The sequence below is a fragment of the Streptomyces sp. NPDC007856 genome, assembly GCF_042868225.1.
Taxonomy (GTDB): Bacteria; Actinomycetota; Actinomycetes; order Streptomycetales; family Streptomycetaceae; genus Streptomyces.
In genome coordinates, this window is sequence record NZ_JBIAEC010000006.1 from 57,367 (window position 1) to 75,892 (window position 18,526).

Below are 18,526 nucleotides of genomic sequence, written 5' to 3' on the forward strand. Positions count from 1 at the left end.
ACCTGATCAGCGCACGCCCACCGCCGCAAGCGCCTTGCACTGGCGCGGGCTCGGGTGGGCCGGGAAGTAGAGGTAGCAGACTCCCCCGGTGCCGGAGACGACCTTGCCGGAGGCGTTGTACCGCTTGGTGCGCAGCCAGATGTTCTCGAACTCCCGGCGCAGATAGACCCGTCGTACGGCGTCGTCGCTGGGCGAGGCCGGGTCGTTGGCGATCACGTCGCCGTCCGCGGTGAAGCCGATCACTGTCATCAGATGGCCGGAGGTGCCGTAGCCGGCACCGGTCAGCTCGGTCTTCAGGAACGACTGGGACGTTATGGCCGGGATGCCGGCCGCGATCAGCGTCTCCAGGTCGGTGAGCGAGGCGAGGCGGGTGACCACGCCCTGGAGACCCTCGAAGGTGGCCGCGTAGGCGGCGTTGAACGGCCAGTTGCCGCAGCCCTCGTACTGGTAGTCGTAGGTGAAGCGGGCGGCGTGGTCCACCTGCGGGTCGGCGTACGCCGGGTCGACCCAGGACAGCTGCTCGGGGGTGAGCCGGCCACCCCAGTACTCGATGATCATCTGCGAGGAGGTGGGGCTGCACCAGGCCTCGCCGCCGTTGTCGTACTGCGGGTACTGGCCCTTGTGGATCTCCTGCGAGTAGCGCGGGACGGCCAGTTCCTGGGCGAGGCCGGGGGTGGAGGCGGGGACCGTGAAGCGGTCGGGGATGTCGGACCCCATGGCGCCCAGCCGCCACACGGTCGGCGTCAGCCGCGTCCCCGGCCTGCGGTAGAGGGTGAGGCGCAGCCGGTACGAGGTCAGGCGCAGGCCGGTGCTCGCGTCGTCGATGGCGAAGGTGTCGGTCCAGACGGTGCTCTTGCCGTCGGTCTGGCCGTCCACGGAGGTCCGCTTGATGTCCTGGTCACCGGCCGCCCAGCGACCCATCACGTACCACGGGGTCCCGGTGCCGTCGGAGTACGTGCCCTGGAGTTCCACCTGGAGCCAGGTGCCGTCCGGGGTGTGGGCGTTCCAGGAGGAGACGACCTCGGTGGCGGGGACGGTGAGCTTGTGGACCGGGGAGGTCCAGGTGGCGTACTCCCAGGTGGCGGTCGTACCGGTGTGCGGGTCGGTGTAGTCGGTGCGGCCGGCGGGGGCGCCGATCACGACGGCGGGGCGGGCGCCGGCGACGGGCCGGACGCCCTGGGCGGCGCCGAGGCGCCACTCGCTGTACGTGGTCCAGGCGTGGTAGTCGATCGGGCGGGCCGGCGCCCTGCCGGGGTCGTCGGCTTCGGTGCCGGGTCGCTGCGCGGCGGCGGCAGCGGGGACCGTTCCACCGGCCACCGCGACGGCGACGGCTGCGGTGAGGACGGTTCTGCGGGACGGCTGTTGGGCTCTGCTCATGGGCGCGATTACCCCCAGGTGTCCGGTGATCCGGTGCGGTGTGTGCGCCAACTATGGAGCAGGCGGCAGGGCGCTGCCAGCACTTCTGCGCGTACGGCGCCATCAATATTGGTCTCGGCCACTGGAACGGCAGAACGGGACGGTCGCGCCGTCCCCCGAAGGGGCGCGGGGAACCGCGCGACCGGGCCACCGGCCCGCAGCCGCACGATTCCCCGCAACCACCCGAGCCGGACGCCTCCTGCTGTGGTGCTCCGCGTCAGACGAGGTCCATCGCGGCGACCTCGTCGGGCCGCCCGTAGCTGATCGGCCCCTGGAAGCGGCGGCGGGCCGTGGCGAACCACCACACCGTCGCCACGACCAGCACGGCGGCGAGCGCGATCGGCGCGTAGTTGAAGGAGTCGACCGTGATCGGCGAGGCCTGCGGCAGCATGAACAGGACGCTGCTGAGCACGATCCAGATCACCGCGAGCCAGCCGACCGGCCGCCCCCAGCGGCCCAGCTGCCAGGGCCCCGGCTGGAACTCGTCACCGAGCCGGAGGCGGAGGAAGATCGGCACGGCGTAGGCGAGGAAGAGGCCGACCACGTTGACGCTGACGATCGCGGTGAACGCGGTGTGCGACCACCAGCCCGGCACGACCAGGGCCACCGAGCAGGCGACCGCGAGCCACACCGCCTTCACGGGCGTACGGGTGCGCGGCGAGACCGAGTGCCACCAGCGGGAGCCCGGCATGGCGCCGTCGCGGGAGAAGGCGAAGATCTGCCGGGTGTTGCTGGTGAGGTTGGCGAGCCCGCAGAAGAGCATCGCGCCGATGACGACGAGGAGCATGACCTTGGCGGTGCCGAGGCCGAGGCCGTCGATGAGGATCTGGACGGGCGGCGCCGCCGAACCGGCCACCTTGGCGTAGTCGCCGATGCTGTAGACCAGCGCCAGCATCAGGATCAGACCGGTGATCGCCGAATAGCCGATGGAGCGGGTGATCCCCTTGGGCGCGTTGATCGTCGCGTGGACCGTTTCCTCGGACATGTGGAAGCTGCCGTCGAACCCGGTGAACGTCCAGCTGGTGACCAGTAGGCCGAGCATGCCGCCGTAAAGTCCGTTCGTGAAGCCGGTGTTGTTCTCGAAATGCGTCACGAAGGACACCGGCTGATGGTGATCCGGCATCACTATGAGTGCGCCCACGATCACGACGAGTCCGATCAGCAGCCACCACACGGAAATGCGGTTCAGTACGGCGACGAGCTGCACCGTGTAGGTGTTGGCGAGGCCCTGCACGACGATGATCAGGGCCGTGATCAGCACCGTCTGGTGCGCGGTGGGCTGGTAGGAGGGCCACTGCAGCTGGATGAAGGCCTGGATGAAGGTGGCCGCCGCATAGCCGGTGGCGGCGGTGCCGCCGATCTGCCCCACGAAGTTCAGCCAGCCCGTGAACCAGGACCAGGCGCCCTTGTGCCGCTTTGCGAGTTTACCGGCGGAGAAATACAGGGCACCGCTCGTCGGATAGGCCGAGGCGACTTCCGCCATAGCCGCGCCGATGAGCAGCACCATGACGCAGACCCCGATCCAGCCGAAGACGAGAATGCGCGGCCCGCCCGCGTTCATACCGAATCCGAAGGACGAGAAAATGCCCGAGAGGATATTGATGATGGTGAAGGAGATCGCGAAATTGTCGAACGCCTGGAAGCGCCGGGTGAGTTTCCGCGGATAACCCATCGCGTGCAGGGTCGCGTCGTCGTCGAGCACGACCGCGTCCTCGCCCGCGCGGGCCTTCGCCCGGGACGCCGATGTCCGTTCCGACACAGTTCGGCCTTTCTCTGAGTGAATCGAGTGAATGGGCAGAGCATGTGCAGATCAGTCGGGCCGCGGGACGGGCAGGCCGCAGGCGCGGCGGGCCCGGGAGAGCTGCTCGGCGGGATCGCCGAAGGCGCTCCAGGGCATGCGCGAGGCGTACGGACCCATCGCCGTGAACACCGCCCGGGCCTCGAACTCGCGCTGGGCCATGACCAGGGCGTGCGCGAGGTAGGCCAGGTCGAGCACCGGGGTGAAGCGGTAGCGGGACACCGCCGGCAGCCAGTTCTGGTAGATCGCCAGCGCGGCGGAGCGCCACTGCGGCTCCTCCCAGACGCGTTCGGCGAGCAACTGGGTGGGGTTGTAGCTCTCCACCAGGGCCACCAGCGGCAGCAGCCGGAGGGCGGAGTCGGCGGGCGCCCGCTGGCTGAGGAAGGCGGCCACGTCCCAGGCCGCGTTGACCGAGCCGCCGTGGCGCGTGAAGAAGAAGGACAGGAAGCGGTGGTGGCCCTCGCGGTGCCAGGGGTCCAGCGAAAGGACGTGCGCGAACAGCCGCCAGGGACCGGGCGGGGCGGTGAGCAGGCCCCGCGGGGCCGGGTCGCGCAGCCGGTGCAGCCGGGCCATGGCGAGCTTGGCGACCCAGGGTGTGGGGTCCTCGGGAGCCATGGCGGCGGCACGGTCGCAGGCGGTGAGCGCGATCCGCTCCAGCGCCTCGGCGCGCTCGTCGCGGGCGTCGGCGGCCCGCAGCGCGCGCTGCACGGCGACCCGGGCCCACATCAGCGCCGCCTCGGGTGTCGGCTCCTCGGCGAGCCAGCGCTCGACCAGGTCGGTGCCGGCCGCCTCGGAGGCGAGGACCAGCGAGCGATGGGCGCGCAGGGCGAAGTCGGTGCGCGTCTCGGCGAGGGCCTCGTGCGCGTATCGATAACGCCCGGCACGCACATCGACGCATACGCTCGCCAGGACACGGTCGTCGGCCGCCGGATGCCACACATAGTGCCCTTCGAATAGCTCCGCGGCCATGTCTCCCTGCCAGTCCCCGTACGGCGCACAGCGGTTGCGCTGGAGGCACCCTACTCAGCCGCGGGCATGCCCGGAACGCCTAATTCGACATATCGGTCAGGGGATTCGCAAATGTTTATCCGCGCCATTGACTGGCTGCCAGCCGATGGTTCAAAACGCGACCACTACTACACTGTTTCCGGAAAACCTCGCACACCGACCACCCCGGGAACCACCATTCATGACCTCGCCGCCCGGCTGCGCGGGCTTCCCCCCTCCCTCGGGCCGGTCCGGCTGATCGGCGTCGACGGACACGCCGGTTCGGGAAAGTCCACCTTCGCCGGACACTTGGCCGCCACGCTCGGCGGGGCTCCGGTGCTGCACCTCGACGACATCGCCAGCCACGAACAGCTCTTCGGGTGGACCGATCGGCTCATGGCCCAGGTGATCGATCCGTTCGCCCACGGCGAGAGCGCGTTCTACGAGCCCTACGACTGGCGCGCCCGCACCTTCGGCGCACCACGCCCGCTGCCGGCGGCGCCCGTGGTGCTCGTCGAAGGGGTCGGCGCCGGCCGCCGGGCGCTGCGGCCGCATCTGGCGCTGCTGCTGTGGATGGAGCTGCCCCGGGAGGAGGCCTGGACGCGCGGCCGGCAGCGGGACGGGGCGGAGCAGCGGGAGTTCTGGAGAGGCTGGGTCGAGGCGGAGCGCGCACACTTCGCCGAGGACCCCTCGCGCCCTCATGCCGATCTTCTGGTGCTGCAGACGCAGGAGGGGTACGAGGTGCTGCCGGGTCCCCGGTGAACGCGTGGACCGACCAAGGTGTGACCCAGAGTAATGGACCGTCCGCGTTGTGGTGAAGCTGTGAAGACCCTTGCGGAGGAACTTCTCCGACTGTCTCAACTCCGCTTGACCGGGGGGCCGTACAGGTCTTACGTTCTCAATGAGCGGTCATTCGGGACCGCCCCCAGACGCGAAGCCCCCGGTTGTTCCCCCGTGACCGGGGGCTTCGTTCTGTCCACGCACCCCTTTCCGGGCGCCCGGCGCACCGATCCGCTCACCCTCGGTCACCGAGCCGTGTGCGCCCCGTCTGCTCCCACCTCGCCAAACGGCCTGTGCGGCACACTTCGGCACGCGGTCATCGCGCGGGTACGATGCCCTCGGTGCGACCTTCGAGGCTGCCTGGCGCACCGGTAACTCCGGTCCGCGGCACGGCGGTTCGACCGCGGCGGCCGTCGGGCTACTGCCCGGTGGTGAACCACGGGGACACGGTCTGTGGGGGGACGGGATGGACTTCGGCACGCAGGGCCCCGAGGCCCCGGCCGACCTGGCCTGGCTGCGGGGTGTGGACGCCTACACGATGGGCGCCTATCCGCAGGCGGAGGAGGAGTTCCGCACCGCGGTGCGGATGGACCCGGGGATGGCCGACGGCTGGCTCGGGCTGCACGCGCTCCGGGTCGACACGACGACCTCACTGCTCAGGATGTTCCGGCACCGCGACCGCTTCGGCGAACAGCGCGCCCGGCACCGCCGCGCCCTCAACTCCTGGTACTGGCTGGGCTGGTGGGTGCAGCCGGTGCTGGAGAGCCCGCGCGATCTGCTGCTCGCGCACGCCTCTCACTGGCTGGACGGCCGGCATGTGCCCGAGCTGGACCGGGCCCTCGCCGGACTGCCCCCGGTCGACACCGACCCGCAGGTCCGCTTCCTGCACGCCTGCCGCGCCTATCTGGTCAAGGACTGGGAACAGCTGGTACGGCACACCGACCCCCTGCTGGACGATCCCATGCTCGGCATCGAGGCGGGCCTGTTCGGCGGCATGGCCAGAGTCCGGCTGGAAATGTACGGCCAGGCCGAGCCCCTGCTGTCGGCGGCGCTGATGCGCTGCCGCAGCGAGCAGCCGCAGCGCAAGGAGCTGCGCTACTGGCTGGCGCGGGCGCACGAGGGCACGGGCCGCTCCGCGGCGGCGCTCCCCCTGTACCGGGCCGTGCACCGGGTCGACCCGGCCTTCATGGACACCTCGGCACGGCTGGCCGCGATCTCCGAGGGCGACGGGTACGACGACACCGCCGACCTGGCCGCGATCACCCTGACCGGTGCGGGACAGGACAGCGTGGACGGGCCGGACGGATTCGATCCGCTCTTCGGCACCGAGGGGCGTGACCTGCGGCTGCCGGAACCGGATCTGCCGACCGGGCCCCTGCCGTCGGTGAGCGATCCGGGTGTCCGGGTGAAGACCGGGGTCTCCTCCTCCCCCATCCCGGCCGGTCCGACCGATCCCGCCCTGCTGGAGGAGGCGCTCGCCGAGCTGGAGCGCATGGTGGGGCTGGAACCGGTGAAACGTCAGGTCAAGGCGCTGTCCGCGCAGCTGAACATGGCCCGGTTGCGGGCCGGGCAGGGGCTGCCGGTGCAGCCGCCGAAACGGCACTTCGTCTTCTCGGGGCCGTCGGGGACCGGGAAGACCACGGTGGCCCGGATCCTGGGGCGGGTCTTCTACGCGCTGGGCCTGCTCGGCGGCGATCACCTGGTGGAGGCCCAGCGGGCCGATCTCGTCGGCGAGTACCTCGGGCAGACGGCCGTGAAGGCCAACGAGCTGATCGACTCCGCGATCGGCGGGGTGCTGTTCGTGGACGAGGCGTACTCGCTGTCCAACTCCGGATACGGCAAGGGGGACGCGTACGGCGACGAGGCCTTGCAGGTGCTGCTGAAGCGGGCCGAGGACAACCGGGACCATCTGGTGGTGATCCTCGCCGGCTATCCGGAGGGCATGGACCGGCTGCTGGCCGCGAACCCCGGCCTCTCCTCCCGGTTCACGACCCGCGTCGACTTCCCCTCCTACCGGCCGCAGGAGCTCACCGAGATCGGGAAGGTGCTGGCCGCGGAGAACGGGGACGTGTGGGACGAGGAGGCGCTGGAGGAGCTGCGCTCGATCGCCGGGCACGTGGTCGAGCAGGGGTGGATCGACGAGTTGGGCAACGGGCGGTTCCTGCGGACGCTGTACGAGAAGAGCTGCGCCTACCGGGATCTCCGGCTGTCGACGTATGCGGGGACGCTGTCGCGGGAGGACCTGGCGACGCTGCGGTTGCCGGATCTCATGCAGGCGTACGGGGAGGTGCTGTCGGGGCGGGGGCCGCAGGATCCGCCGGGTATCTGATGCGCCGCGAAGGGGTGCGAGGCCGTGTTTGGTCTGCGGCTCCGCCGCGCGGGCGCGACCGGCCACGACGCACCCGCGCCCGCGCAGCTCTCCGTGACCGCCCGAGCTAGGAGGCGAGCACCTGCTCAGGCTCCCCGCTCACCCGCGGCTCCGGCATCTCCCGGTGCGCCGGATCCCGTACCTCGCCCACCAGCAGTTCCAGGACGTCCTCCAGAGCGACCAGACCCAGCACCTTGCCGGAGGCATCGGCGACCTGGGCCAGGTGTGTGGCCGCCCGCCGCATGACCGTGAGGGCGTCGTCGAGCGGCAGCTCGGCCCGCAGGGTGGTCATGGGACGCCAGACGTGCTGCGGGACGGCCCGGTCGGAGTGCTCCAGGTCGAGGACGTCCTTGACGTGGACATAGCCCATGAAGGGGCCCTTGTCCGTCGCCGAGACCGGGAAGCGGGAGTACCCCGTGCGGGCCGTCAGCTCGACGATCTGGCCCGGGGTGACCGACGGAGCCACCGTGACCAGGGACTCCCGGCGCAGCAGGACGTCGGTCACCGGGCGGGAGCCCAGTTCCAGCGCGTCCTCCAGGCGTTCCCGCTCCTCGGGGTCGAGCAGGCCCGCCTGGCCGGAGTCCTCCAGCAGGCGGTTGAGCTGCTCGCTGGTGACGACGGCCTCGACCTCGTCCTTGGGCTCGACCCGGAAGAGCCGCAGGATGCCCTGGGCGCAGGCGCCGAGGGCCACGGTGATGGGCCTGCACAGGCGGGCGAACCAGACCAGGCCTGGGCTCAGCCACAGCGCCGCCTTCTCGGGGGCCGCCATCGCCAGGTTCTTCGGCACCATCTCGCCGATGACCAGGTGGAAGAAGACCACGGCGGCCAACGCGATGACATAGCCCAGCGGGTGGATCACGCCGTCGGGGAGGCGGACCGCGGCGAACACGGGCTCGAGCAGATGCGCCACCGTCGGCTCGGCCACCGCGCCCAGCGTCAGTGAGCAGACCGTGATGCCGAACTGGGCCGCCGCCATCATCTGGGGCAGGCGTTCGAGGCCGTGGAGCACCTGGCGGGCCCGGGCGGTGCCGAGCGGTTCGATCTGGCTGCGGCGCACGGAGACGAGCGCGAACTCGGCACCGACGAAGAAGCCGTTGGCGAGCACCAGCAGCGCGGCGAAGACCAGTTGGAGGACGCTCATCGGGCGGCCTCCAGCACGTTCACCGCGGGGGCCGTCCTGACCAGGCGGACCCGTTCGGCGCGGTAGTGGCCGACCTGGCGGACCGAGAGCCGCCAGCCGGGCAGTTCGGCCCGGTCGCCGGGGGCCGGGATACGGCCGAGCAGGTCGGCGACGAGTCCGGCGACCGTCTCGTACGGCCCCTCGGGCACGTCGAGGCCTATGCGCTGGAGGATGTCGACGCGGCAGCTGCCGTCGGCGTCCCAGGCGGGCCGGCCGTCCTCGGGCGGGGCGGGGGCCAGCTCGGGCATGTCCTTGGCGTCGTGCTCGTCGCGCACCTCGCCGACGAGTTCCTCGACGATGTCCTCCAGGGTGACCACGCCCGCCGTACCGCCGTACTCGTCGACGACGACCGCGATGGGCTGCTCGGAGCGCAGCCGGGCGAGCAGGGGCCGGACCGGCAGGGTCTCCGGGACCAGCAGCGCCTTGCGGGCGATGCGGCTCACCGGGGTGCGCAGCCGGTCGTGCACGGGGACCGCGAGGGCGTCCTTCAGATGGGCCATGCCGACGATCTCGTCGATCTTCTCCCGGTAGACGGGGAAGCGGGACAGGCCGGTGGCCCGGGTGAGGTTGACGACGTCCTCGGCGGTGGCCGTGTCCTGGAGGGCGCTGACCTTCACGCGCGGGGTCATGACGTGCTGCGCGGTCAGCTCGCCCAGGGACAGGGTGCGGACGAACAGGTCGGCCGTGTCCTGTTCCAGGGCGCCGGCCTGGGCGGAGTGGCGGGCCAGGGAGACGAGTTCGCCCGGGGTGCGGGCGGAGGCCAGTTCCTCGGCGGGTTCGACGCCGAGAGCGCGCACCAGCCGGTTGGCGACGGTGTTGAGCGCGGCGATCACCGGGCGGAACAGGAGGGCGAAGCGGTGCTGCGGGCCGGCCACGAACCGGGCGACCTGCAGTGGCTTGGACACCGCCCAGTTCTTGGGCACGAGCTCGCCGATCACCATCTGGATCGCGGAGGCCAGCAGCATGCCGACGACCACGGCGACACCGGAGGCGGCGCCGTCCGGGATGCCGGTCGCGGCGAACGGGCCGCGCAGCAGCCCGGCCAGGGCCGGTTCGGCGAGCATGCCGACGACCAGGGAGGTGATGGTGATGCCGAGCTGGGTGCCGGAGAGCTGGAAGGACAGCTCCCTGAGCGACTCGGCGACCCTGTGGGCCCGTCGGTCGCCCTCGGCGGCCGCCTTCTCGGCCTCGGTCGCCTCGACGGTCACCAGACCGAACTCGGCGGCCACGAAGAAACCGTTGGCGAGGATCAGCAGGAAAGCCGCTCCCAGGAGCAGCAGGGAGATGGTCACGCTGCCACCGCCTTCCCGGTATGTCGGGTCGGGGCGGCGCAGGTACTACAGGACGATCCGTCCATCGCTGGAGGGAGTCACTCCTCGGGTAGCAGGAACCCCCGTGCACCGGGTGGTGCTCCAGGGGCGGGGCCGCAGCGAAACGGCCTCCGTCACCAGATTAATCAAGACACGGGCCGCTCGGGCAGGGTGGACGCCCCCGAGTCAGCCCCGATCTGCCCCCGATTCAGCCCTGATCTTCCGCCAGGTGGGCCGTGGAGCGGGCTTCGGCGAGGGCTCGCAGGGCCTGCGCGTCGGCGATGGCGCGCTGCTTGGCGAGGCCCGGCTGGATGCCGAGCGCGGGCAGGCTGGTGCCGTCGCTGAGGTTGAGGAACACCCAGGGATCCCCCGGACGGAGGTTCACCTGGACGATCTCCGCCCAGTCCAGGCGCCGCTGACCTGCGATGTTGACCACGGTGACCCCGGACTCGTCGGCGACGACCTTCACCCGGGACACCCGGGCCAGCACCCAGAAGATCAGCGCCCCGGTGACGACGAAGCTCGCCCGCTCCCCCGGGCCGAGCTTCAGCAGCAGCGCGATCCCGGAGATGGTCAGGAAGATCAGCACACCGGCGGTGAGCAGGATCGCCCGGGTGTGGCCCGGCCGGAAGGTGACGGGAAGGGTGGGAGTGTCGGACATCTCGGTGCGCACCCCTTACAGGCGGCAGGCGTGGATGGCCGTGGTGAGGATGGCGCGGGCGCCGATGGCGTAGAGGTCGTCCATGATCCGCTGCGCCTCCTTGGCGGGGACCATGGCGCGGACCGCGACCCAGCCCTCGTTGTGCAGCGGGGAGACGGTCGGGGACTCCAGGCCGGGGGTGAGCGCGACGGCCTTCTCCAGCTGCTCGACGCGGCAGTCGTAGTCCATCATCACGTACGTCCGTGCGACCAGGACGCCCTGGAGGCGGCGCAGGAACTGCCGGACCTTCGGCTCCTCGCCGTCGGTGCCGGTGCGGCGGATGACGATCGCCTCGGACTTCATGATCGGCTCGCCGAAGACCTCCAGGCCGGCGTTGCGCAGGCTGGTGCCGGTCTCCACGACATCGGCGATGACCTCGGCGACGCCCAGCTCGATCGCGGTCTCCACGGCGCCGTCGAGGTGGACGACGGAGGCGTCGACGCCGCTGTCCTCCAGGTGCTTGGCCACGATGCCCTCGTAGGAGGTGGCGACCGTCCTGCCCTTGAGGTCCTCGATGCCGTCGGCGGTGCCCGGCTTGGCGGCGAAGCGGAAGGTGGAGCGGGCGAAGCCGAGCGGCAGGATCTCCTCGGCGTCTGCGCCGGAGTCGATCAGCAGGTCGCGGCCGGTGATGCCCACGTCGAGGCGGCCGGAGGCGACGTAGATCGCGATGTCGCGCGGGCGGAGGTAGAAGAACTCGACCTCGTTCACCGGGTCGACGATCCGCAGCTCCTTGGACTCGCGGCGCTGCTGGTAGCCGGCCTCATGCAGCATCTCCGCCGCAGGGCCGGACAGTGAACCCTTGTTGGGGACGGCGATGCGCAGCATGAGGTCGGCTTCCTTTGCGTGAAGGGGTTTCTACGGCGGTTGTGGCGGGGCGGCTTACAGGTGGGCGTAGACGTCGTCCAGGGAGATCCCGCGGGCGACCATCATCACCTGGATGTGGTACAGCAGCTGGGAGATCTCCTCGGCGGCCGCCTCCTTGCCCTCGTACTCGGCGGCCATCCAGACCTCGGCGGCCTCTTCGACGACCTTCTTGCCGATGGCATGGACGCCCTTGCCGACCAGCTCTGCGGTGCGGGAGGTGGCGGGGTCCCCGTGGGCGGCCTTCTGCTGGAGCTCGGTGAAGAGCTCCTCGAACGTCTTCTTGGACATAGTGGTCCTTACCCTACGCGCTCCGGCCGGTGCCTCAGTGCCAGGGTTCGGATACCGAGCGGAGCGTGGCGGCGGTCGAGACCGCCGCGGTCACCGCCTCGTGGCCCTTGTCCTCGTTCGAGCCCTCCAGGCCGGCCCGGTCCAGGGCCTGCTCCTCGGTGTCGCAGGTGAGCACGCCGAAGCCGACGGGCACGCCGGTCTCGACGCTGACCTGGGTGAGGCCCTGGGCGACGCCCTGGCACACGTAGTCGAAGTGCGGGGTGCCGCCGCGGATGACGACACCGAGGGCGACCACGGCGTCGTAGCCGCGCCCGGCCAGCACCTTGGCGGCGACCGGGAGTTCGAAGCTGCCGGGGACCCGGATCAGGGTCGGCTCGTCGATCCCCAGGTCGTGCAGGGCGCGCAGGGCGCCGTTCACCAGACCGTCCATCACCTTCTCGTGCCACTGCGCCGCGATGACGGCGACCCTGAGGTCGCTCGCGTTGCGTACGGACAGTTCCGGTGCACCCTTGCCGCTCACGTGTGTCCTCTCAGTGCTTCTTGCTTACTGGTTGCCGCAGCCGGACGCGACCGCGGCCGCGGAAGCGGTCACGGCGGGCGTCTCCAGCCAGGGCAGGTCGTGTCCCATACGGTCGCGCTTGGTGCGCAGGTAGTGGAGGTTGTGCTCGCCCGCCTGAACGGGCATGGGCTCGCGGCCGGTGACCTTCAGGCCGTGGCGCAGCAGCGCGTCGGTCTTGTCGGGGTTGTTGGTCATCAGCCGGACGCTGTGCACGCCGAGGTCCGCGAGGATCTGGGCGCCGGCGCCGTAGTCGCGGGCGTCGGCGGGCAGGCCGAGTTCGAGGTTGGCGTCCAGGGTGTCGCGGCCGCGCTCCTGCAGCTCGTACGCCCGGAGCTTGGACAGCAGGCCGATGCCGCGCCCCTCGTGGCCGCGCAGGTAGACGACCACGCCCCGGCCCTCCTCCTGGATGCGCCGCAGGGCGGTGTCCAACTGGGGGCCGCAGTCGCAGCGCAGGGAGCCGAAGACGTCACCGGTGAGGCATTCGGAGTGGACGCGGACCAGGACGTCCTCGCCGGCGCCGAGGTCGCCGTGGACGAGGGCGACGTGTTCGACGCCGTCGACGGTGGAGCGGTAGCCGTAGGCGGTGAAGGTGCCGTGCTGGGTGGGCAGGCGGGTCTCGGCCTCGCGGCGGACGGTGGGCTCGCTGCCGCGGCGGTAGGCGATCAGGTCCTCGATGGAGATGATCGTCAGGCCGTGCTTGCGGGCGAACGGGATCAGCTCGGGCAGACGGAGCATCCGGCCGTCCTCGCCGGCGATCTCCACGATGGCGCCGGCCGGGCGCAGGCCCGCGAGCCGGGCGAGGTCCACGGCGGCCTCGGTGTGGCCGTTGCGGACGAGGACGCCGCCGGGCTTGGCGCGCAGCGGGAAGACATGGCCGGGGCGGACGAAGTCCGTCGGCTCCGCCGTGCCGCTCGCGAGGAGCTGAAGCGTCGTCGCGCGGTCGGAGGCCGAGATGCCGGTGCTCACACCGTGCGCGGCGGAGGCGTCAACGGAGATGGTGAACGCGGTCTTCATGGACTCGGTGTTGTCCTGGACCATCTGCGGCAGCCGCAGCCGGTCCAGTTCCTCGCCCTCCATGGGGGCGCAGATGAGTCCCCGGCACTCGCTCATCATGAAGGCGACGATCTCGGGGGTGGCCTTCTCGGCGGCGATGACGAGGTCGCCCTCGTTCTCCCGGTCCTCGTCGTCGACGACCACGACCGGGCGGCCGGCCGCTATGTCGGCGATGGCCTGCTCGACGGGGTCGAGCCCGAAGTTCTCGATGGTGTCCAGGTCGTACAGGGGCGGTGCCGAGGTCATGCCGGGGCTCCTTCCAGGACGGGCTGCGGATTCCTGCGGGAGCGCAGCCACCAGTCGCGCATGCCCCACAGGACGAGTGCGCCGTAGATGACGTAGACGAAACCGGAGAAGGCGTAGCCGTTGGCGAAGTTGAGGGGGACGCCGACGAGGTCGACCAGCAGCCAGGCGATCCAGAACTCGACCATGCCCTTGGCCTGGGCGTACATGGCGACGACGGTGCCGACGAAGATGTAGGCGTCGGGCCAGGGGTCCCAGGACAGCGACGGGTACGCCGTGAAGATCAGGGCCACCGCGACCGTGCCGGCGGCGGCCGCGCCGAGCATCGCCGCGCGCTCGCGCCAACTGGCGAACCGGGGGGCGATGTGGCCGTCCTCGGCCCGGCCCTGGTTGCGCCGCCACTGCCACCAGCCGTACAGCGCGACGGCCATGACGACGGCCTGCTTGCCGGCGCTGCCGGTCAGATGGCCGTAGAAGGCGGCGAAGAGGACGAGACCGGAGAGGAACTGCACGGGCCAGGTCCACAGGGAGCGGCGCCAGCCGAGCGCGAGGGTGATCAGGCCGAGGATGTTGCCGGTCATGTCCGACCAGATGATGCGCTGCCCGAAGAGGGTGAAGGCCTCGGAGTTCAGCCAGTTCACTTGGTGGCTCCCTGGGCACGGTCGCCGAGGAGCCGCTCGACGTACTTGGCGACGACGTCGACCTCGAGGTTGACCGGGTCGCCGGGCTGCTTCAGGCCCAGCGTGGTCAGGGCGAGGGTGGTCGGGATGAGGCTGACGGTGAAGTGGTCCGGTCCGGCGTCCACGACCGTGAGGCTGATGCCGTCGACGGTGATGGAGCCCTTCTCCACGACGTAGCGGGAGAGGTCCGCCGGGAGGGAGATCTTCACGATCTCCCAGTTCTCGGAGGGCTTGCGCTCCAGCACCTCGCCGGTGCCGTCGACGTGGCCCTGCACGATGTGCCCGCCGAGACGCGCGCCCACGGCCATGGGGCGTTCCAGGTTGACGCGGGAGCCGACGCCGAGCGCGCCGAGGCTGGAACGGTTCAGGGTCTCCGCCATCACATCGGCGGTGAACTCGTCGCCCTCGTGCTCCACGACGGTGAGACAGACCCCGTTCACGGCGATGGAGTCGCCGTGCTGCGCGCCCTCGGTCACGACGGGGCCGCGGAGCCGGAAGCGGGAGGCGTCGCCGAGGTTCTCGACGGCGGTGACCTCACCCAGCTCTTCGACGATTCCGGTGAACACTTCCCGGGTCCTCCTGCCTCTTGGGGCACGGACTCCGGGGCCTGTCGATGACGACAGAATGTACGGGTGAACACACCTGCGGCGACGCCGAAAGAGGCCCGTCCGCATGCGGACAAGCCCCAGATACGGCGACGCGCACACGTAGGTGCCCGCCCGCCGCGCACTGCCTCCCATCCGGACTTTAACCGTCGGTCCAGGAATTTCACCTGGTCAACCGGCCGCTGGAAGCGACCGGGTCGCGGACTGTAACCGCCGGTTCGGACTTTCACCGACCCCGGAGTGCGCTGCTTCTGGTACAGGGCCAGTGTGCCACGCCTAGCGGTGCTCAAGACAGACGGAGGGTGTGGGCTCCCTCACAGCATGTGTCGCCGGGCTTGCGCGGCCGGGCCGGGCCGGGCAACTGCAGTACCTCCAGGGCGCTTTGACCTCTGGTCCGGACCTATTGACCGTACTGGTCTAGTCCTCTTATCGTGCGGGCGGGTCCGGTGGCGGTGACGACGGCCCTTGCCCGCCGCCGGGCCGCCAAGGCGCCGGACGCCACGACCGGGGCGCCGGCGGGCGTCTGGCACGCTGAGGCCCATGACGCCTTCGCCGCCCTCCGAAGAGTTCGAGTCCCACCGGCCCCGGCTGTTCGGCCTGGCCTACCGCCTGCTCGGCTCCGCCCATGAGGCGGAGGACGCGGTGCAGGACGCCTATCTGCGGTTCAGCGGCGCCGACCGGGCGGCGATCGAGCACCCTGGGGCATGGCTCGCCAAGGCCGTCACCAATCTCTGTCTGACCCGGCTGACCTCGGCCCGGGCGCGGCGCGAGGAGTACCCCGGGACCTGGCTGCCCGAGCCGGTGGTCACCTCCGACGGCACCCTCGGGCCGCTGGAGTCGGCGGAGCGGCGCGAGCAGGTCTCCTTGGCCCTGCTGGTCCTGCTGGAGCGGCTGACGCCGACCGAGCGGGCCGTGTACGTGCTGCGCGAGGCGTTCGGTTACTCCCACCGGGAGATCGCGGAGGTCCTGGACCTGAGCGAGTCCAACTCACGTCAACTGTATCGGCGGGCGGTGGCCCGGATCGCCGTGCCGGAGGGCCGCTTCGAACCGGCGCCGGAGCGGCGGGAGGGGCTGCTCCTGTCCTTCCTGGCGGCGGCCCGCGGGGGCGACCTGGCCGGTCTGGAGAAGATGCTCGCGGCGGACGTCACCTACTGGGGCGACGGCGGCGGCAAGGTGTCCGCGGTCCGGCGGCCGGTCGAGGGACGCGAGAAGGTCGTGCGCTTCCTGGTGGGCGGGGCCGAGCGGTTCACGGGCGGCCTGGACATCGTGGTGGCGGAGGTCAACGGCGCGTACGCGCTGGTCGCGTGGGCGGGCGACGTGCTCGCCGGGGTGGCGGCCTTCGAACTGCGTGACGGGCTGATCACCCATGTGCGGACCGTGATGAACCCCGACAAGCTGGCCTACATGCAACGGCAGCTGACGCGGTCGTAGCGGAGCCGTCCCGGGGCCTGTCACTTTTGCGGAGGCTGCGTGGTCTCAGCGGAGGAGGGTGCTCCGACCGAGGGGCACCCCGAGTCCGGAGGGACGGGAACAGCATGACCAGCATCCTGGTGACAGGCGGGACGGGCACGCTCGGCACGCGCGTGACGGAGCGACTGCGGGCGGACGGGCACGAGGTGCGGGTGCTCAGCCGGCACACGCCGCCGTACGCCGTCGATCTGCGGGTCGGGGGGAGCGGGCTGGACGCGGCGCTCGCCGGCGTGGAGACCGTGGTGCACTGCGCGACCACTCAGCGGGGCGGGGACGAGACCGCCGCCGATCATCTGATCGAGGCGGCCCGGCGGGCCGGGGTGGGCCATCTGGTCTACATCTCGATCGTCGGCATCGACCAGGTGCCGCTCGGCTACTACAAGACCAAGCTGGCCGTGGAACGCAAGGTCGAGGCGTCGGGCCTCGGCTGGACCGTCCTGCGCACGACCCAGTTCCACGACCTGCTCGTCACCGCCCTGGGCGGACTGGCCAGGCTGCCCGTCATGCTGGTCCCGGCCGGGGTACCGGACCAGCCGGTGGAGGTGGGCGAAGTCGCGGACCGCCTGGTGGAGTTGGCGCTCGGCGCGCCGGCCGGGCGGGTGGCGGACATGGGTGGCCCCGAAGTGCGGTCCCTGGACTCGCTGGCCCGCGCCTACCTCCGCGCGACCGGGCGGCGCCGGGCGGTGGCACAGGTGCCGCTGTTCGGCCGGACGTATCGCGCCTGCCGCGAGGGCGGACTGGTGGCGCCGGAGCGGGCGGTGGGGAAGACGACGTTCGAGGAGTATCTGGGGCGCCGCTTCGGCGGCTGACCCGGCGGCCGGGCGGGAGAGGGGGAGACGGGCGTGCCGTCAGTTCCGGTCCTGCGGTGCGAACAGCTCGTCCTGGGCGCGGTCCCGGGCGGTGAGCAGGGCGCCGCGCAGGACCGCCGTGCCGCCGAGGGTGCTCGGCCGTACCTCTGTGAGCAGGGGTGACATACGGCGGAGCCGCTCCTCCACCAGCCCCGCGAGCACCGTGCCGCCGGCCTGCCCGGCCTCTCCGCCGAGCACCACACAGCCGGGGTCGAGCACGGCCACCACGGACGCGGCGCCGATGGCGATCCGGTCGGCGAGAGCGTGCAGAAACCGGCCGGCGGGGCGTTCAGAACCCGAACCGTCCGAACCGGCGGGGCGTTCGGCGTCCGCGCGAGACGCCTGCCCCGCCACCTGCGCCACCGCCTCCCGGATCACCACCGCCGCGCCGGGTCCGTCCATCGTGGCCGGTACCGGCAGGCCGTGCCCCGCCGCCAGGGCGCCGATCGCCGCCGCGCCCGCCAGCGAGTGGAAGCCTCCGTCGCAGTCCCGCGCCGAGGGCAGCGAGTCGGTGCCCGGCACCGGCAGGAAGCCGATCTCGCCCGTGCCGCCCGAGGCACCGCGGCGCAGCGTGCCGTCGAGGACGACCGCCGCGCCGACGCCATGCCCCAGCCAGAGCAGGACGAAGGTGTCCCGGTCCCGGGCGGCGCCCTCGCGCTGCTCGGCCAGGGCGGCGAGGTTGGTCTCGTTCTCCACGGTGACGCGGGCCCCGGGCAGCCGTTCCTGCAGGGCGGCGGCCAGGCTGCGGTGCCAGGCGGGCAGCCCGCCCGAGTCGCGCAGGTCGCCGGTGGCCGGGTCGACGAGGCCCGGCGCGCCGATGCCGACGGTGTGCAGCCTCCCCCACGCTCGTACGCCCTCGCGCGGGGGCGCCCCCATCGCCTCGGCCTCCTTGGCGGTCCGCTCCACCGCGGCCACCGCCTGCTCCACGGCGGGACCGGTCCCGGTGTCGCCGCCGATCGGCACGGACGCCTCGGCCAGGACCCGGCCGACCAGGTCGGAGACGAGGACGAAGACCCCTCCGGTGCGGACGTCGAGCGCGGCCAGATGGGCCCGGTCGGCGACGATGCCGTACAGCCGGGCGTTGGGGCCCCGGCGCTGCTCGCCGGACTCGCCGACGACCGTGATCAGCCCGGCGTCGCTGAGCCGTTCCACGAGGTCGGCGACCGTCGGCCGGGACAGACCCGTCAGCTGCTTCAACTGCCCGGCCGTGAGCGGGCCTTCCTGCTGCAGCAGGCGCAGGGCCAGGCGGTCGTTGATGGCCCGGGCGGTGCTGGGTGATGCGGGCATGACGGGAATCCTTCCAGATCGACGCAGCAGGGGCGCCGACAGCGGCCGTAGGACCGACTATCTATCAGGCAGGGTCCCTGATAGTTTACG

General features: G+C 71.5%; 16 protein-coding genes, 1 pseudogene and 1 riboswitch. Of the genes and pseudogenes, 4 read left to right on the plus strand and 13 right to left on the minus strand.

Annotation, left to right across the window (positions count from 1 at the left end):
- Window positions 1-6: 6 nt before the first annotated feature.
- From ACFYOH_RS16075 to ACFYOH_RS16085, 3 genes are all read right to left on the minus strand, one after another.
- Entirely contained in the window at window positions 7-1,377 is a 1,371-nt protein-coding gene (locus ACFYOH_RS16075) for a peptidase C39 family protein (protein ID WP_388626060.1), read from the minus strand.
- 256 nt (window positions 1,378-1,633) lie between these two features.
- Window positions 1,634-3,175, minus strand: a complete 1,542-nt coding sequence (locus ACFYOH_RS16080; RefSeq protein WP_388626062.1) for an amino acid permease — start codon at window positions 3,173-3,175, stop codon at window positions 1,634-1,636.
- Between the two features lie 51 nt (window positions 3,176-3,226).
- A complete protein-coding gene (locus tag ACFYOH_RS16085) occupies window positions 3,227-4,183 on the minus strand; it encodes a hypothetical protein (RefSeq protein ID WP_388626064.1) in 957 nt (318 codons plus the stop codon).
- Window positions 4,184-4,399: 216 nt separating this feature from the next.
- Here ACFYOH_RS16085 and ACFYOH_RS16090 point away from each other — a divergent pair.
- Together ACFYOH_RS16090 and ACFYOH_RS16095 are read left to right on the plus strand one after the other, a co-directional pair.
- Window positions 4,400-5,019 (plus strand): annotated as a pseudogene (locus tag ACFYOH_RS16090) (uridine kinase).
- A 428-nt stretch (window positions 5,020-5,447) separates the two neighbouring features.
- The gene (locus ACFYOH_RS16095) at window positions 5,448-7,310 is read left to right on the plus strand and encodes an AAA family ATPase (RefSeq protein ID WP_388626066.1); all 1,863 of its coding nucleotides are present in this window, start codon (window positions 5,448-5,450) and stop codon (window positions 7,308-7,310) included.
- A gap of 106 nt (window positions 7,311-7,416) precedes the next feature.
- Here the strand turns inward: ACFYOH_RS16095 and ACFYOH_RS16100 are convergent, their stop codons facing one another.
- The 9 genes from ACFYOH_RS16100 to ACFYOH_RS16140 form a co-directional block, all read right to left on the minus strand.
- On the minus strand, window positions 7,417-8,490 hold the full coding sequence (locus tag ACFYOH_RS16100; protein ID WP_388626067.1) for a hemolysin family protein: 1,074 nt from the start codon (window positions 8,488-8,490) through the stop codon (window positions 7,417-7,419).
- Window positions 8,487-9,821 carry a hemolysin family protein gene (locus tag ACFYOH_RS16105; RefSeq protein WP_388626069.1) on the minus strand — a complete coding sequence of 445 codons (1,335 nt, stop codon included), beginning with the start codon at window positions 9,819-9,821 and terminating at the stop codon, window positions 8,487-8,489. The genes ACFYOH_RS16100 and ACFYOH_RS16105 overlap by 4 nt, the downstream gene beginning before the upstream one ends.
- Before the next feature lie 226 nt (window positions 9,822-10,047).
- Window positions 10,048-10,500 carry a PH domain-containing protein gene (locus ACFYOH_RS16110; protein WP_388626071.1) on the minus strand — a complete coding sequence of 151 codons (453 nt, stop codon included), beginning with the start codon at window positions 10,498-10,500 and terminating at the stop codon, window positions 10,048-10,050.
- Between the two features lie 15 nt (window positions 10,501-10,515).
- A complete protein-coding gene (gene hisG, locus ACFYOH_RS16115; RefSeq protein ID WP_388626072.1) occupies window positions 10,516-11,364 on the minus strand; it encodes an ATP phosphoribosyltransferase in 849 nt (282 codons plus the stop codon).
- A 54-nt stretch (window positions 11,365-11,418) separates the two neighbouring features.
- A complete protein-coding gene (locus ACFYOH_RS16120; RefSeq protein ID WP_351809542.1) occupies window positions 11,419-11,691 on the minus strand; it encodes a phosphoribosyl-ATP diphosphatase in 273 nt (90 codons plus the stop codon).
- Between the two features lie 34 nt (window positions 11,692-11,725).
- Complete coding sequence (gene ribH / locus ACFYOH_RS16125) at window positions 11,726-12,211, minus strand: 6,7-dimethyl-8-ribityllumazine synthase (protein ID WP_388626074.1); 486 nt, start codon at window positions 12,209-12,211, stop codon at window positions 11,726-11,728.
- 24 nt (window positions 12,212-12,235) lie between these two features.
- Window positions 12,236-13,549, minus strand: a complete 1,314-nt coding sequence (locus ACFYOH_RS16130) for a bifunctional 3,4-dihydroxy-2-butanone-4-phosphate synthase/GTP cyclohydrolase II (RefSeq protein ID WP_388626076.1) — start codon at window positions 13,547-13,549, stop codon at window positions 12,236-12,238.
- Window positions 13,546-14,187: a nicotinamide riboside transporter PnuC gene (locus tag ACFYOH_RS16135; RefSeq protein WP_388626078.1), complete on the minus strand. Its 642-nt coding sequence runs from the start codon at window positions 14,185-14,187 to the stop codon at window positions 13,546-13,548. The genes ACFYOH_RS16130 and ACFYOH_RS16135 overlap by 4 nt, the downstream gene beginning before the upstream one ends.
- Window positions 14,184-14,792 (minus strand): riboflavin synthase, encoded by a 609-nt coding sequence (locus ACFYOH_RS16140; RefSeq protein WP_388626080.1) that lies wholly within the window; start codon window positions 14,790-14,792, stop codon window positions 14,184-14,186. Before ACFYOH_RS16140 ends, ACFYOH_RS16135 begins: the two co-directional genes overlap by 4 nt.
- 156 nt (window positions 14,793-14,948) lie before the next feature.
- Window positions 14,949-15,079: riboswitch (FMN riboswitch) on the minus strand.
- A 292-nt stretch (window positions 15,080-15,371) separates the two neighbouring features.
- Between ACFYOH_RS16140 and ACFYOH_RS16145 the strand changes: the two genes are divergently transcribed.
- Window positions 15,372-16,262 carry an RNA polymerase sigma-70 factor gene (locus ACFYOH_RS16145; protein WP_388626081.1) on the plus strand — a complete coding sequence of 297 codons (891 nt, stop codon included), beginning with the start codon at window positions 15,372-15,374 and terminating at the stop codon, window positions 16,260-16,262.
- A gap of 104 nt (window positions 16,263-16,366) precedes the next feature.
- Complete coding sequence (locus ACFYOH_RS16150; protein WP_388626082.1) at window positions 16,367-17,110, plus strand: SDR family oxidoreductase; 744 nt, start codon at window positions 16,367-16,369, stop codon at window positions 17,108-17,110.
- A 39-nt stretch (window positions 17,111-17,149) separates the two neighbouring features.
- On the opposite strand, the gene ACFYOH_RS16155 is transcribed toward ACFYOH_RS16150, so the two are convergent.
- Window positions 17,150-18,436, minus strand: coding sequence for an ROK family transcriptional regulator (locus tag ACFYOH_RS16155; protein ID WP_388626084.1), 1,287 nt, complete (start codon window positions 18,434-18,436; stop codon window positions 17,150-17,152).
- Between the last annotated feature and the right edge of the window lie 90 nt (window positions 18,437-18,526).